Genomic DNA, 15,025 nt, shown 5'->3' with positions numbered 1-15,025 from the left:
AAAGCCTGTTGCGGAAGCCAAAGCTATTGCGGAAGCATGTCCTTGAGACGAAGCAGCGCGATGCGCTCGACCTGTTTGCGGGCGGTTTCGAATTCGACGTCGCGGCTGTTGCCGACGCGTGCCTCGAACTCCGCCAGGATCTCCGCCTTGGTTCTGCCCTTCACCGCGATGATGAAGGGAAAGCCGAAACTGGTGACGTAGGCGGCGTTGAGTTTGGAGAACAGCTCGCGCTCCTTGTCGGTCAGCGCGTCGAGCCCGGCGGAAGCCTGTTCCCTGGCCGATTCCGCCGTCAGCCGCTTGGCCTGCGCCAGCTTTCCGGCAAGGTCGGGGTGGGCGTTGAGCACCGAGAGCCGCTCGGCCTCGCTGGCGGCGCGAAAGACACGGCACAGTGCGTTGTGGAGGCCGCCGGCACTGTCATGCGCCGGGCCTAGCTCCAACTCGTAGGCGCGCTCGGCGATCCACGGCGAATGCTCGAACACCTCGCCGAAAGCCCGGACGAAGGCCTCGAATTCCATTTTCGACGGGCGCAGCGAGGGCTGCCGGAACGGATGGGCCTCTTGCCAATGCTTTGCGATGTCGATGCGCCGCGCCAGCCACACCTTGTCGTGTGATTTGACGTAGTCGACGAAGCGCTTGAGCGCGGCGGCCCGGCCCGGCCGGCCGACGAGGCGGCAGTGCAGGCCGACATTCAGCATGCGCGGTCGCCCTGCCTTGCCCTCGGCATAAAGCGTGTCGAAGCTATCCCTGAGATAGGCGAAGAACTGGTCGCCCGAGTTGAAACCTTGCGGCGTGGCGAAGCGCATGTCGTTGGCGTCGAGCGTGTAGGGAATGATGAGCTGCGGCTTCTGGTCACCGTCATACTCGAGCCAGTATGGCAGTTCGTCGTCATAGGTGTCCGACACATAATCGAAGCCGCCTTCTTCCGCCGCCAGCCGCACGGTATTGATCGAAGTGCGGCCGGTGTACCAGCCGGTCGGCCGTGCCCCAGTCACCTCGTGGTGCAGCCGGATCGCCTCTTCCATGTCGCGGCGCTCGTCCTCCGGCGCATGATCGCGATAGTCGATCCATTTCAGGCCATGCGAGGCAATTTCCCAGCCGGCCTCCTGCATCGCCGTAACTTGGTCGGGCGAACGCGCAAGCGCTGATGCGACGCCATAGCAGGTGACCGGCACCTCAGCCTCGGTGAACAGGCGCAGCAATCGCCAGAAGCCGGCGCGGGCGCCATACTCATAGATGGATTCCATGTTCCAGTGGCGCTGGCCGGCCCAGGCCGCGGCGCCGACGATCTCGGACAGGAAGGCTTCCGAGGCCTTGTCACCGTGCAGGATGCAGTTTTCGCCGCCCTCCTCGTAATTGACGACGAATTGCACCGCGACATGCGCCCCGCCGGGCCATTTCGGATCCGGCGGATTGGCGCCGTAGCCGCGCATGTCTCGTTCGTAACGCATCGTCGCTCCTGCAGGATGGTGTGATCAGGATAGTCGAAAGGGCCGCTTGCGCATTCCCCCGAAAATTTTTGAAAGTGTTTTTGCAGCACTTCGCTCGACCGGGACTTATGCATCGCCTTTAATTGGCGCACAATTCGTCAAACATGTTCGACTGTACCGGACATGTTCGATTGTATCGGAAATGGGAGCAGCCAGTGGCGGAAACGTCGAAAGCCGAAGGCGGACGTCTGACGACCCATGTTCTCGACACCGCGACCGGGAGGCCGGCGGCAGGCTTGTCGATCGAGCTTTACCGCCTCAACGGCGACATGCGGACGCATCTGAAGACGGCGATCACCAATGCCGACGGCCGCTGTGACGCGCCGCTGCTGGCCGGCGCGGAATTCCGCACCGGCGAATACGAGCTGGTCTTCGCAGCCGGCGACTATCTGCGCAGGCAGGGGTTGAGGCTGCCGGAACCGGCTTTCCTCGACAGCGTGCCGATCCGCTTCGGCCTGGCCGAGCCGGTGCACTATCATGTGCCGCTGCTCGTTTCGCCCTACGGCTATTCAACTTACCGGGGGAGCTGAGACATGGCCAAGGTCAACACCCGCAATGAGATCTGTTTCATCCTTAACGGTGAGGATGTGGCGCTGACGACTGTCACGCCCGACGCGACATTGCTCGATTGGCTCAGGCTCGACCGCTCGCTGCGTGGCACCAAGGAAGGTTGCGCCGAGGGCGATTGCGGCGCCTGCACCGTGCTGGTCGGAAGGCTCTCAGGCGGCCGGCTGGTCTATGAAAGCGTCAACGCCTGCATCCGCTTCCTCGGCTCGCTCGACGGCACCCATGTCGTGACCGTCGAGCATCTGCGCGGCGAAGGAGGAAAACTGCATCCGGTGCAGCAGGCGATGGTCGACTTCCACGGCTCGCAATGCGGCTTCTGCACGCCGGGCTTCGTCATGTCGCTTTATGCCCTGTGGATGCGGTCACCTGAACCTTCAGATGCAGCCGTCGAAAAAGCGCTGCAGGGCAATCTCTGCCGCTGCACCGGCTACGAGGCGATCGCCCGTGCCGCACGCGCCATTTCCAGCTACGGCGAGGTCGCAAAGGATCCGCTGGCCGCGGAGCGTAAGACGATTGCGACGAAGCTCGCGGCCATGAAAGACGGCGCGCGCATCGAGATCGGCTCGGGCAAGCAGCGGCTGGTTGTGCCGGCCGATGCCGATGATCTCGCCAGCGTGTTCGACAAAGAGCCGGGTGCCACCATCGTTGCCGGTTCGACCGATGTAGGCCTGTGGGTGACCAAACATATGCGCGATATTGCTCCGGCGATTTTCATCGGCAATCTCGACGGGCTAAGTACGATTTCCGAAGACAACGGCATCATCTCGATCGGCGCCGGCGTCACCTATACCGAAGCGTTCTCGACGCTGGCCAAGCGCATCCCGGCGCTAGGCCCGCTGTTCGATCGGATCGGCGGCGACCAGGTGCGCAATATGGGCACGATCGGCGGCAATATCGCCAACGGCTCGCCGATCGGCGACACGCCGCCGCCGCTGATCGCACTCGGTGCGCGGTTGACGCTGCGCCGAGGCAACAGGCGGCGGACGATCCCGCTCGAAGAGTTCTTCATCGCCTATGGCAAGCAGGACCGGCAGCCGGGCGAATTCGTCGAGGCCGTGCATGTCCCGGTGCCGGGCAGGGACATCAAATTCGCCGTCTACAAGATCACCAAGCGCCGCGACGAGGACATCACTGCGGCCCTCGGAGCGTTTTTCCTGACGCTAGCCAGCGACGATACCGTGGCGGATGTTCGCATCGCTTATGGCGGCATGGCGGCAACGCCGAAGCGGGCTTTCGGCGTGGAAAAGGCGTTGCTTGGCAAACCTTGGGCGGAAGAGACGGTCGAGGCGGCAATGGCCGGATACGCCAGGGATTTCACCCCGCTGACCGACATGAGGGCTAGCGCTGAATACCGGGCGCTGGCGGCGCGTAACCTGCTGCTGCGCTTCTTTGCCGAGACCAGCGGCACCAAGGCGCCGATCCAGGTTTCAAGATACGAGGCGGCGTGATGACCACGCACGCTCCCAACCTCAAGGCGCAGAAAATAGCCGGTGGCGTTGCCACCGACCAGCGCCATGATTCCGCGCACAAGCATGTCAGCGGAACGGCCGTCTATATCGACGATATGCCTGAACCATCAGGCACGCTGCATGGCTGCCTCGGACTTTCCACCGCCACCCACGCCACCATCGCCAGCATGGATCTGTCGGCGGTGCGCGCTGCACCCGGTATCGTCGACGTGCTGACGGCCAGCGATGTGCCGGGCGAAAACGATATCTCGCCGACCGGCCGCCACGACGAGCCGGTGCTGGCCGACGGCAAGGTGCAGTTCTTCGGCCAGCCGATCTTCTGCGTCATCGCCGAAACGCGCGAGCAGGCGCGCCGCGCCACGAGGCTGGCCAAGGTCGAATACAGGGAATTGCCTTTCGTCACCGACATCGGCGCGCTCGATCCCCGCAAGGACAAGCTGGTCACGCCGCCGCTGACCCTGAGGCGCGGCGATGCCGCCGCCGCGATCGAAAAGGCGCCGCGCCGGCTCAAAGGGCAGATGCGGGTCGGTGGCCAGGACCATTTCTATCTCGAAGGCCAGATCACCATGGCCATTCCTGGCGAGGATCAGGACGTCACGATCTATTCCTCGACCCAGCATCCGAGCGAAGTCCAGCACATGGTCAGCCATGCGCTCGGCGTGCCGAGCCATGCCGTCACGGTCGAAATCCGCCGTATGGGCGGCGGCTTTGGCGGCAAGGAAACACAGGGCAATCAGTTTGCCGCGCTCGCGGCGATAGCTGCCAAGAAGCACCATCGCGCCGTCAAAATTCGGCCGGACCGCGACGACGACATGATCGCCACCGGCAAGCGCCACGACTTTCTCGTCGACTACGAGGTCGGCTTCGACGACGACGGCAATATTCTCGGCGTCGATTTCATGTTCGCGGCGCGCTGCGGCTTCTCGGCGGACCTGTCCGGCCCGGTCACCGACCGCGCGCTGTTCCACTGCGACAACACCTATTTCTGGCCGGCGGTGCACGCGCAATCGGCGCCGCTCTACACCAATACGGTGTCAAACACCGCCTTCCGTGGCTTCGGCGGGCCGCAAGGCATGGTCGGCGCCGAACGCGTCATCGACGAGGTCGCCTTTGCCGTCGGCAAGGATCCGCTCGAAATTCGCAAGAAGAACTTTTACGGCACCTCGGACCGCAACATCACGCCATATCACCAGACGGTCGAGGACAACATCATCCACCGCATCGTCGCCGAGCTGGAGGCGAGCTCGGACTATGCGAGACGCCGCCGCGTCATCGAGGCCTTCAACGCCAACAGCCGCTTCATCAAGCGTGGATTGGCGCTGACGCCGGTCAAGTTCGGCATCTCCTTCACTGCCACGCACTACAATCAGGCCGGCGCGCTGGTGCATGTCTATACCGACGGTTCGGTGCATCTGAACCATGGCGGCACCGAGATGGGGCAGGGCCTCTATGTCAAGGTGGCGCAGGTCGTGGCGGAAGAATTCCAGATCGATCTCGACCAAGTGAAGATCACCGCCACGACAACCGGCAAGGTGCCGAACACCTCGGCGACCGCCGCGTCTTCCGGCTCCGACCTCAACGGCATGGCGGCGCAAAACGCAGCCCGGCAGATCAAGGAGCGCCTGACAAATTTCGCCGTCGAAAAATACCAGGTGCCGCGCGATCAGGTGCTGTTCCTGCCGAACCGGGTGCGTATCGGCAACCAGGAGATCGCCTTCGCCGACCTCGTCAGGCAAGCCTATATGGCGCGCGTTCAGCTTTCGGCGGCGGGCTTCTATAAGACGCCGAAAATCCACTGGAACAGGGACAAGGGCGAGGGCCGTCCCTTCTACTATTTCGCCTATGGCGCCTCATGCTCGGAGGTCTCGGTCGATACGCTGACCGGCGAATACATGGTCGAGCGCACCGACATCCTGCACGAGACCGGCCGCTCGCTGAACCGCGCCATCGATCTCGGCCAGGTCGAGGGTGGCTTTATCCAGGGCATGGGCTGGCTGACGACCGAGGAATTGTGGTGGGACGACAAGGGCCGGCTGCGCACCCATGCGCCGTCGACCTACAAGATCCCCTTGGCGTCCGACCGGCCGAAGATATTCAACGTGACACTGGCCGACTGGCCGGAAGCCCATGAGCCGACGGTGCATCGCTCCAAGGCGGTCGGCGAGCCGCCGTTTCCCCTTGGCATGTCGGTGCTGCATGCGCTGTCGGATGCGGTGGCGAGCGTTGCCGACCACCGGATCTGCCCGCGCCTCGACGCTCCTGCGACGCCGGAGCGGGTGCTGATGGCGATCGAACGGCTGAAGGAAGAGGCCAAGACGGCATCTAAACCAGGGGTCTGAAATCCCGGAAAGCGTGCAATTGCGCCGAAAAACTCTATATTTCCCGGTAGGGAATGCGAATGATGAACGCGAAAGTGCAAAGCCTGAAAGCCTTTCTCGCCGGTGCCGGCCAGGTCGCCCTGGTCGAGGTGGCCGGGACAAAAGGTTCGACCCCGCGCGAGAAGGGCGCCTTCATGCTCGTCTCGGGCGCGGCGATTTTTGGCACGATCGGCGGCGGCCAGCTCGAATACATGGCGATCGACAAGGCGCGGCAGCTGCTTTTCTCTCTCCTTGAGGGAGAGATGGCCGCGGAGCGGCCAGAGGGGGTTGTCTCAGAAGGCGCCGCCAGAGCGTCGAGCGCTGCCGCGGCGACCCCACCCGACGGCTTCGCCGCCACCCTCCCCTCGAGGGGGAGGGATACCTACGCCACGCTCGACGTTCCGCTCGGACCTGAGATCGGCCAGTGCTGCGGCGGCAGGGTCGAGGTATCGATACGGCTGGTCGACGCGGCCGTCGAGGCTGAGCTCATTCGCAAGGCGGCAGCCGAGGAAGCGCAGCTGCCGCATGTCTACGTATTCGGCGGCGGCCATGTCGGCCAGGCACTGGCGTCGGCGGTGGCCTTGCTGCCGGTGCACCTCGTCGTCTTCGAGACGCGGGCCGAGGCGTTGGAGAGCATGCCCGGCACGGTCGAAACCATCCTGACGCCGATGCCCGAGGCGATGGTGCGCCAGGCCCCTGCCGGAACCGCCTTCGTCATTCTTACCCACGATCACGCGCTGGATTTCCTGATCCTCGCCGAGGCACTGAAACGCCAGGATGCCGCCTATGTCGGCATGATCGGCTCGAAGACCAAGAAGGCGACGTTCAGGAACTGGTTCCTGAAGTCGGCGGGCGGCAGCGAGGCGGAATTTGCCCGCCTCGTCTCGCCGATCGGCGGCGACACGGTCAAGGACAAGCGTCCGCAAGTGATCGCGGCGCTTGCCGCCGCCGAGATCATGACGGCGCTGGTGAAGTCCAGCCAGCAGCGCGTCACACGACCGGACTTCGCCACTGGGCAGGTGCGATGACCCGCAGAACAACCTTGATATTGTGGGCTGGATCGATCCTGTGTTTCGTCGCGTTGTCCGCGATTACTCAGCTCCTCGTCTGGCATGCGCCGGGGCATATCTCAAATCCGGATCGGCTGGTCACAATTCTTCTCGTTACCCCGATGATTGTAACGCTCTGGACCAGCTTCATAATTCTCTATTCCCTGCCAGCCTGGCCCCTGCTCGCGGCAAGCCCAAAATCGTGGCTGGATAAGCAAGGCGGAGGTTTGCTCTACTGTCTGCTCTGGCGGGAACTACGGGAGAAGGTGGACAAGGCACCATCCCACTGACGGCGAGATAGCACATTGCGTGTGCTCTCGCCTTTATCTCGGCTGTTTCAAGCCGAGATGCTCGCGCAAGGTGCGGCCTTCGTACTCTGTGCGGAACAGGCCGCGCCGCTGCAGTTCCGGCACGACAAGCGCGGCGAAGGTATCGAGCTCGCCAGGAAAATAGGATGGCATCACGTTGAAGCCGTCGGCCGCGCCGCCCTCGAACCGTGCCTGGAGTTCGTCGGCGATCTGCGCCGGCGTACCGACGATCCGCCAGTGGCCGCGCGCGCCGGCGAAGTGGCGCGCAAGCTGCCGGATCGAGAGGTTGTCCCTGCGTGACTGCTCGATGACGAGCGCTTGCCGGCTCTGCATGCCTTCGCTGGCCGGCAGGTCAGGCAATGGCCCGTCGATGGGGTAGCGCCACAAATCGGAGATGCTGAGATAGCTGGAGAGCAGCGCGACGCCGACGTCGTCGGGGATCAGCTCCTGCAGCTCCTCATATTTCTCGCGAGCTTCCGATTCCGTCACGGCTACCACCGGCGCGACTCCGGGCATGATCTTGATGTCGTCCGGCTCACGCCCATAGGTCGCCAGCCGCCCCTTGAGATCGTCATAGAAGGCCTTTGCCTCCTCGAATGTCTGCGCCGCCGTGAACACGACATCGGCCGTTCTTGCTGCAAGGTCCTTGCCGTCCTCGGAGGCTCCGGCTTGGACCATCGCCGGCGCGCCCTGGGGCGAGCGCGGCAGGTCGAGGGCGTCACGTACCGAGAAGCTCTGGCCGTCATGGTTGAGGTCGCCATTATCCACGCCGCGCCAGAGGCCGGCGACCACGGCGGCGAATTCGCGCGCTCGCTCGTAGCGGTCGGCATGCGGACGCAGGCCGGTCGAGCCGAAATTGGCGGCTTCAATGGGGCTGGCGGAGGTGACCAGATTCCAGCCGGCGCGCCCGCCGCTCAGATGGTCTAGCGACAAGAAGGTTCGTGCCAGCCCGCAAGGCTGGTTGTAGCTCGTCGACGCCGTGGAGACGAGGCCAATGCGGCTGGTCTGGATTGCGAGCGCGGCCAGCAGGCTGATCGGCTCGAAGCCGATCGAACGCGACGTCTGGCTGGCGATGTTGACATTCGCCTCGCGCACGCCGGCTGCATCCTCGCAGAAGATCATGTCGAACTTCGCTGCCTCCGCCGTGCGCGCCAGCTGGACGTAATGGTCGATGTCGACGCCCGCCGTCACATGCGCCTGTGGATGCCGCCAGGCGGCGATGTGGTGGCCTGTCGCCCACAAAAACGCGCCGAGCTTCATCTGACGGGAGGTGCCGGTCATTGGTCGCCTCCGGCAAGTCCGAGATGCGAACGCAGCGTCGCGCCACGGTAATCCTGGTGAGACAGGCCGCGCCGGCGCAGTCCCGGCAGCATGCGGTCGACAAAATCATCGAGTGCCAGAGGCGGCATCAGGATGTTGAACCCGTCGCAGCTTTCCGACCGAAAAAATGTATCGAGCCTGTCGACGACGACATCGTACTCGACGTTCATCAGCACCTTGACCGCCTCCGGCTCACGTCCGCACGCGGCGACGCGGCGCTTCAGATCGTGATAGTTCAGCTCGGCGTCCTCACCCGGCCCTTCGTCCAGCAGGATGACATCGGCGGTGCGGGCGGCGAAATCCATATCGGATTCCGACAGGCCGGACAGGACGAGCACCGGGATATCCTGCGGTGAGCGCGCGACATTGAGCGGTCCTCGCACGGAAAAATACTCGCCCTTGTGGTCGAGCAGATGCATCTTTTCGGGAGCGTGGAAGCGGCCGCCGCTTTTGTCGAACAACAGCGCTTCAGCATCCCAGCCATTCCACAAGCCTTGAACGATGCCGATATATTCCTCCGCGCGGCGGTGAAAATCGCCAGGGGAAAACGCTTCCGGCCGGCTGAAATTGGCCGCCTCGCGCAGATCTTGAGCCATGGTTGCGCTCCAGCCGGCCCGCCCGTGGCTTATGATGTCGAGCGAAGCAAAACGGCGCGCCAGATTGTAGGGCTGGTGGGCGACTGTCGAGGCTGAGGCAACCAGCCCGATCCTTTTGGTCACTGTCGCCAACGACGCGACCAGGGTCGTCGCTTCGAACGGGCTGCCCGACCTGACGCTCCCAGGCATGGAGTCAGCAAGGACAACCATGTCCAGCCCTGCCGCTTCCAGCTGCCGGACAAAGCTGGCTATGCCGCTGAAAGTTAGCTCGGTGGTCTGCCCGGCTGCGGAAGCAATGTTGAGCGAAACGGCGAGATGCATTTTAGTTTTGCTCGTAGGGATGGGATGGTCCGCGCAACCATCGACCATAGACGGTGTATGCGAACCTAAGTTCGCCTCCGTGTAAGGCAACCCCCTTGAGTGGGCCAGCAACGCATCATTTGCCCGCCAGAATATCCTTGATCAGCCGTTGGCAACGCTCGGCCATGAAGTCGAGCAGCAGCCGCACCTTTGGATCCTGCAACTTCTTGTGCGGGTAGACGGCGGCCAACTGCACCGGCGTCGGCGGCGTGTCGGGCAAGATCACTTTCAGCCGCTGGTCGCGGATGAACGGCTCGACCTCGAAGCGCGGCTTGTTGATGATGCCGCGGCCCGACAGCGCCCAGCCGGTCAGCACATCGCCGTCGTCGGTGTCGTAGGGGCCGTGCACCTCGAACTTGCGCGGGCCGTCTGCCGTCTGCAGCGTCCAGACGTATTCGCGAGCGCCGGAATAGCGCAGCATCAGGCAGTCGTGCTTCTTGTCGATCAGTTCCTGCGGTTCGCTCGGCTCGCCGCGCGTCTCCAGATATTTCGGCGCCGCCACCAGCACCCGTTCGCATTCCATGATGCCGCGCATTCTGAGGCTGGAATCCTCGATGATGCCCAGCCGGAAGGCGACGTCGATGCCTTCCTTCATGATGTCGACATTGTGGTCTGAAAGCCTCAGCCGCACTTCGATATCAGGATACTTGTCGTGAAAATCGGGAATGCCGGATGCCACCAGCCGCCGACCGAGGCCAAGCGGCGCCGTCACCTTGATGGTGCCGCGCGGCTGGCCGGACAAAGCGCTGACCGCGGCTTCCGCCTCGGTGACCGCCTCAAGCACCTGCTTGGCGCCGGAATAGAAGACGGTGCCGTGCTCGGTCGGCATCAATTGCCGCGTCGTGCGGTTGAACAGCCTGACACCGAGGTGTTTCTCGAGCTCCTTGATGCGGTTGGAGGCGACCGCCGGCGAGATGCGCATATCGCGGCCCGCCGCCGACAGATTGCCAAGCTCGACGACGCGGACGAAGACGGCGATGTTGTCGAGATAGGCCATGCGGGTTCGTGGCTCTCATGCGGCTGCGTATGAAGAGCCTAGTATTTTCCATTTTTTTTTGAAAGTCATCGTGCGCCTCGGCCCTTTCCGTTTGCGCGCCAGCCCGTAAAGTCAACCGATCGGCAGGGACGACTTTCAATGATGGATTTCGCGATTTTCTGGGACTGGCTGAGTTTCGCCGTGCGCTGGCTGCATGTCGTCACCGGCATCGCCTGGATCGGCTCATCTTTCTATTTCGTCGCGCTCGATCTCGGCCTGCGCCAACGCCCGGGCATGCCCGCCGGCGCTTTCGGCGAGGAGTGGCAGGTGCATGGCGGCGGCTTCTACCACATCCAGAAATATCTGGTGGCGCCGGCCGAAATGCCCGAGCACCTGACCTGGTTCAAATGGGAGTCCTACGCCACCTGGCTGTCAGGCTTTGCCATGCTGTGGGTCGTCTACTATGCCGGCGCGGATCTGTTCCTGATCGATCCCAATGTGCTGCCAATGTCGGTGCCGGTCGGCATCCTGCTGTCGCTGGCCACGATCGGCGTCGGCTGGGTGGTCTACGATCTCTTATGCCGTTCGCCGTTGGGAAAAAGCGACACCGGCCTGATGCTGGTGCTCTACGGCGTGCTGGTGTTCATCGCTTGGGGGCTTACCCATCTGTTCACCGGCCGCGCCGCCTTCCTGCATCTTGGCGCCATCACCGCAACGATCATGTCGGCCAATGTCTTCATGGTCATCATCCCCAACCAGAAGATCGTCGTCGCCGATCTGATCGCCGGCCGCAAGCCCGATCCCAAATACGGCAAGATTGCCAAGCAGCGCTCGCTGCACAACAACTATCTGACGCTGCCCGTTCTGTTCCTGATGCTGTCGAACCACTATCCGCTGGCGTTTGCTACCCAGTTCAGCTGGGTGATCGCCTCGCTGGTGTTCATCATCGGTGTGCTGATCCGGCATTATTTCAACACCGTTCATGCGCGCAAGGGCAATCCCACCTGGGCCTGGCTGGCCGCAGCCGTCCTGTTCGTCGTCATCATCTGGCTGTCGACCGTGCCTAAGGTGCTGATCGGGGAGGTCAGAGCGTCCTCGGCGGCACAGATCTACGTCGCCTCGGCGCATTTTCCCGCTGTACGCGACACGGTGCTTGGCCGCTGCTCGATGTGCCATGCGCAGGAGCCGTCCTACGAAGGGATCTACCACGCGCCGAAAGGTGTGATGCTCGACACGGACGCTGGTATCGCCGAGCAAGCCCGCGAGATCTATCTGCAGGCCGGCCGCAGCCACGCAATGCCGCCCGCCAACGTCACGGAGATTACCGACGAGGAACGGGCGCTGCTGGTGGCTTGGTTCGAGGAGGCGGGAAAATAAGCATGACCAGCACACTCCTGCGCGGCCGTACGCTGTCCTTCCTGCGCTGGCCACAAACACTCGACGATCTTTCCGCCTGGCGTTACGAGGACGATGGCGGCCTGCTGCTCCGCGATGGCAGGATCGTCGCAGCTGGCGCCTATGCCGATGTCGAGAGAAAGGCTGATGAAGGCGCGAAAAAGATCGACCATCGGCCGCATCTGCTGCTACCTGGTTTCATCGACGCGCATGCGCATTTTCCGCAGATGCAGGTTATCGCGTCCTATGGCGCGGAACTGCTCGACTGGCTGAACACTTACACTTTTCCCGAGGAAACAAAATTCCACAACGCGCAGCATGGCCGCCGCATCGCCAGGCTGTTCCTCGACGAGATGGTGCGCCATGGCACGACTACCGTCGCCGCCTATTGCTCGGTCCACAAGGAATCGGCCGAAGCGTTCTTCGCCGAGTCGCATGACCGCGACATGCTCAACATCGCCGGCAAGGTGATGATGGACCGCAACGCACCGGAGGGCGTGCTCGACACGGCCCAATCGGCCTATGACGACAGCAAGGCGCTGATTAGGGAGTGGCACGGAAAGGGGCGCCAGCACTATGCCATCACGCCGCGCTTCGCCATCACCTCGTCGCCCGAGCAGTTGGAGATGGCGGGCGCGCTCTGCCGCGAATATCCTGATCTGCACATGCAGACGCATCTGTCGGAAAACCACGCCGAGATCGCCTTCACGCTCCAACTCTACCCGCAGGCGCGCGACTATACCGACGTCTACGAGCACTATGGGCTGCTGGGACGCAAAAGCCTATTCGGCCATTGCATCCATCTGTCGGAACGCGAGGCGGATGCGCTTTCGGACTCAGGCTCGGTGGCGGTGTTCTGCCCGACCTCGAACCTGTTCCTCGGTTCGGGTCTGCTCGATTATCAGCGCTACCGCAGGCGTGACAAACCCCTCCGCATCGCCACCGCCACCGATGTCGGCGGCGGCACGAATTATTCGATGCTGAGGACCATGGATGAGGGCTACAAGGTGATCGCGCTGAACGGCGAGAAGCTGAACCCGTTTCAGTCGTTCTGGCAGCTCACCCGCGGAAATGCCGAGGCGCTGTCGGTCGTGGAAAAGATCGGCACGCTGGACGAGGGCAGCGATGCCGACATCGTCGTGCTCGACGCCCGCGCCACGCCGGCGATGCGGCTCAGGATGGAGACAGCCGACACGCTGGCGGAGGAATTGTTTCTACTGCAGACGCTCGGCGACGACCGCGCCGTGCGCGAGGTCTATGTCGCCGGCTGGGCTGCCAAGACGGATATGGCGGTTTAGCTATCCCGCATGTCCCGGCTTGACCGCGCGGCAGCCATGGGCCAAAGCGTGCCGACGTTTTGACAGGGGAACGACATGGCCGTTGCGGATGATATTGCTCTGATCAGGAAACAGGAAGCCACGCTTGTCTTCCCGACCTTCGACGAGGCTGTCGCGTTCAAGATCGGCTCGGCGATCCGCGACCGGGCTTTGGCCGAGAACCTGCCGATCGTCGTCGATATCAGGACCTTCGACCGGCCGCTGTTTTACGTTGCGATGCCGGACTCCAACGCCTCCAACCCGGACTGGGCGCGGCGCAAGATCAATGTGGTGCGGCGGTTCCTAAAAAGCACCTATCGCATGGTGCTGGAGCAGCAGCGCCCCGAGCGCAGCTTCAAGCCGGGCGAGGGGCTCGACATATCAGATTATGTGCTGGCCGGTGGCGGTTTTCCCGTGACGGTCAAGGGCGCCGGTGTGATCGGCGCGATCGCGGTTTCAGGCCTGCCGGAGCGCGAGGATCACGGCGTCGTCGTCGGTGCGCTTTGTGAGCATCTGGGTGTCGACGCGCATGAGCTGGCGTTGCCGCCGGAAGCAAAATGACCGTGCTCGATCCCAAGACCTTCCTCACCGCCATCTTCAATGCCGCAGTCGCCGTCGCCGATCCGGACAGGACCATCAGGGATCATTTGCCGGCAAAGCCAAAGGGCCGCACCGTCGTCATCGGCGCCGGCAAGGGCTCGGCGCAGATGGCGGCGGCTTTCGAAAAGGCGTGGAACGGGCCGATCGAAGGGCTGGTCGTCACCCGCTACGGCTATGGCGCGAAGTGTGAGCGCATTGAGATCATTGAAGCCGCGCATCCGGTTCCGGATGCCGCCGGTCTCGAAGCTTCGCGCCGGTTGCTCGAAAAGGTGCAAGGGCTGACCGCGGACGACCTGGTCGTGGCGCTCATCTCCGGCGGTGGCTCGGCGCTGCTGCCGTCGCCTGCCAAAGGCCTGACGCTGGCCGACGAGATCGCCGTCAATGAGGCGCTGCTTGCCTCCGGCGCGCCGATCGCCGCCATGAACACCATCCGCAAGCATGTTTCCACCATCAAGGGCGGCAGGCTGGCGGCAGCCGCCTATCCCGCCAAGGTGGTCTCGCTGGTTGTGTCGGACATACCGGGCGACAATCCGGCGCTGGTTGCCTCCGGCCCGACCGTTCCCGATTCGGGCAGCCGCCAAGAGGCGCTGGCGTCGATTGCCGCTTATCGCGTGGAATTGCCGGCTTCGGTGATGAGGCACATCAATTCGCCGGCCGCAGATGCGCCGGGCGCCGACGACCCGCGTTTTTCGCGCAACGAGGTGCATCTGATCGCCTCGGCCGGCGTATCGCTGGAAGCCGCTGCAGCCGAAGCCAGGCGCCATGGCATCGAGGCGGTCATCCTCTCCGATTCCATCGAGGGCGAAGCACGCGAGGTCGGCGGCATCCACGCCGCGATCGCCCGCGAAGTGGCCGCGCGCAACCGGCCTTTCCCAAAGCCGGTGCTGATCCTGTCGGGCGGCGAGACCACGGTGACCTTGCGGGCCAAAGGCAAGGGCGGCCGCAACTCGGAATTCCTGCTTGCCTTCGCCATCGGCATCAGCGGCGCGCAAGGCATCCATGCGCTGGCCGCCGACACCGACGGCATCGACGGTTCGCAAGACAATGCCGGCGCCTTTGCCGACGGCTCGACGGTTTCGCGTTTGCGGGCGGCGGGCGTCGATGCCAAGGCGATGCTTGCCGGCAACAATGCCTGGACGGCGTTCAATGCCGTCGGTGATCTTTTCGTGCCCGGCCCGACCGGAACGAATGTCAATGATTTGAGAGCGATCCTGATCAGATAGAT

The 15,025-nt window shown here is 63.5% G+C and carries 12 protein-coding genes; 8 read left to right on the top strand and 4 right to left on the bottom strand.

Going from position 1 to position 15,025, the window contains the following annotated elements; all coding sequences use genetic code 11:
• Positions 1 to 23: 23 nt before the first annotated feature.
• Positions 24 to 1,448, bottom strand: coding sequence for an allantoinase PuuE (gene puuE / locus AC0NID_RS03890; protein ID WP_473450983.1), 1,425 nt, complete (start codon positions 1,446 to 1,448; stop codon positions 24 to 26).
• 194 nt (positions 1,449 to 1,642) lie between these two features.
• Here puuE and uraH point away from each other — a divergent pair, with 194 nt between their 5' ends.
• From uraH to xdhC, 4 genes are all read left to right on the top strand, one after another.
• A complete protein-coding gene (uraH, locus tag AC0NID_RS03885; RefSeq protein ID WP_473450981.1) occupies positions 1,643 to 2,017 on the top strand; it encodes a hydroxyisourate hydrolase in 375 nt (124 codons plus the stop codon).
• 3 nt (positions 2,018 to 2,020) lie between these two features.
• Positions 2,021 to 3,502: a xanthine dehydrogenase small subunit gene (xdhA, locus tag AC0NID_RS03880; protein ID WP_473450979.1), complete on the top strand. Its 1,482-nt coding sequence runs from the start codon at positions 2,021 to 2,023 to the stop codon at positions 3,500 to 3,502.
• The gene (gene xdhB / locus AC0NID_RS03875; RefSeq protein WP_473450977.1) at positions 3,502 to 5,862 is read left to right on the top strand and encodes a xanthine dehydrogenase molybdopterin binding subunit; all 2,361 of its coding nucleotides are present in this window, start codon (positions 3,502 to 3,504) and stop codon (positions 5,860 to 5,862) included. Before xdhA ends, xdhB begins: the two co-directional genes overlap by 1 nt.
• Before the next feature lie 62 nt (positions 5,863 to 5,924).
• The gene (gene xdhC / locus AC0NID_RS03870; RefSeq protein WP_473451501.1) at positions 5,925 to 6,908 is read left to right on the top strand and encodes a xanthine dehydrogenase accessory protein XdhC; all 984 of its coding nucleotides are present in this window, start codon (positions 5,925 to 5,927) and stop codon (positions 6,906 to 6,908) included.
• A gap of 344 nt (positions 6,909 to 7,252) precedes the next feature.
• On the opposite strand, the gene AC0NID_RS03865 is transcribed toward xdhC, so the two are convergent.
• The 3 genes from AC0NID_RS03865 to AC0NID_RS03855 all read right to left on the bottom strand — a co-directional run bounded on the left by AC0NID_RS03865 (position 7,253) and on the right by AC0NID_RS03855 (position 10,510).
• Entirely contained in the window at positions 7,253 to 8,518 is a 1,266-nt protein-coding gene (locus tag AC0NID_RS03865) for an LLM class flavin-dependent oxidoreductase (protein WP_473450975.1), read from the bottom strand.
• Positions 8,515 to 9,474 (bottom strand): LLM class flavin-dependent oxidoreductase, encoded by a 960-nt coding sequence (locus AC0NID_RS03860; RefSeq protein ID WP_473450973.1) that lies wholly within the window; start codon positions 9,472 to 9,474, stop codon positions 8,515 to 8,517. The genes AC0NID_RS03865 and AC0NID_RS03860 overlap by 4 nt, the downstream gene beginning before the upstream one ends.
• A gap of 115 nt (positions 9,475 to 9,589) precedes the next feature.
• The gene (locus AC0NID_RS03855) at positions 9,590 to 10,510 is read right to left on the bottom strand and encodes a LysR family transcriptional regulator (protein ID WP_473450971.1); all 921 of its coding nucleotides are present in this window, start codon (positions 10,508 to 10,510) and stop codon (positions 9,590 to 9,592) included.
• 138 nt (positions 10,511 to 10,648) lie between these two features.
• Between AC0NID_RS03855 and AC0NID_RS03850 the strand changes: the two genes are divergently transcribed.
• From AC0NID_RS03850 to AC0NID_RS03835, 4 genes are all read left to right on the top strand, one after another.
• Positions 10,649 to 11,866, top strand: coding sequence for a urate hydroxylase PuuD (locus tag AC0NID_RS03850; RefSeq protein WP_473450969.1), 1,218 nt, complete (start codon positions 10,649 to 10,651; stop codon positions 11,864 to 11,866).
• Between the two features lie 2 nt (positions 11,867 to 11,868).
• Positions 11,869 to 13,182, top strand: coding sequence for a guanine deaminase (gene guaD, locus AC0NID_RS03845; RefSeq protein ID WP_473450967.1), 1,314 nt, complete (start codon positions 11,869 to 11,871; stop codon positions 13,180 to 13,182).
• 75 nt (positions 13,183 to 13,257) lie between these two features.
• Positions 13,258 to 13,761, top strand: a complete 504-nt coding sequence (locus tag AC0NID_RS03840) for a heme-degrading domain-containing protein (protein WP_473450965.1) — start codon at positions 13,258 to 13,260, stop codon at positions 13,759 to 13,761.
• Positions 13,758 to 15,023 carry a glycerate kinase type-2 family protein gene (locus AC0NID_RS03835; protein WP_473450963.1) on the top strand — a complete coding sequence of 422 codons (1,266 nt, stop codon included), beginning with the start codon at positions 13,758 to 13,760 and terminating at the stop codon, positions 15,021 to 15,023. Before AC0NID_RS03840 ends, AC0NID_RS03835 begins: the two co-directional genes overlap by 4 nt.
• Positions 15,024 to 15,025: the final 2 nt, after the last annotated feature.

Source organism: Mesorhizobium sp. WSM4821 (genome assembly GCF_055901555.1).
Note: the sequence above shows the minus strand (reverse complement) of the source record. Positions and strands in the feature narration are given on the sequence as shown.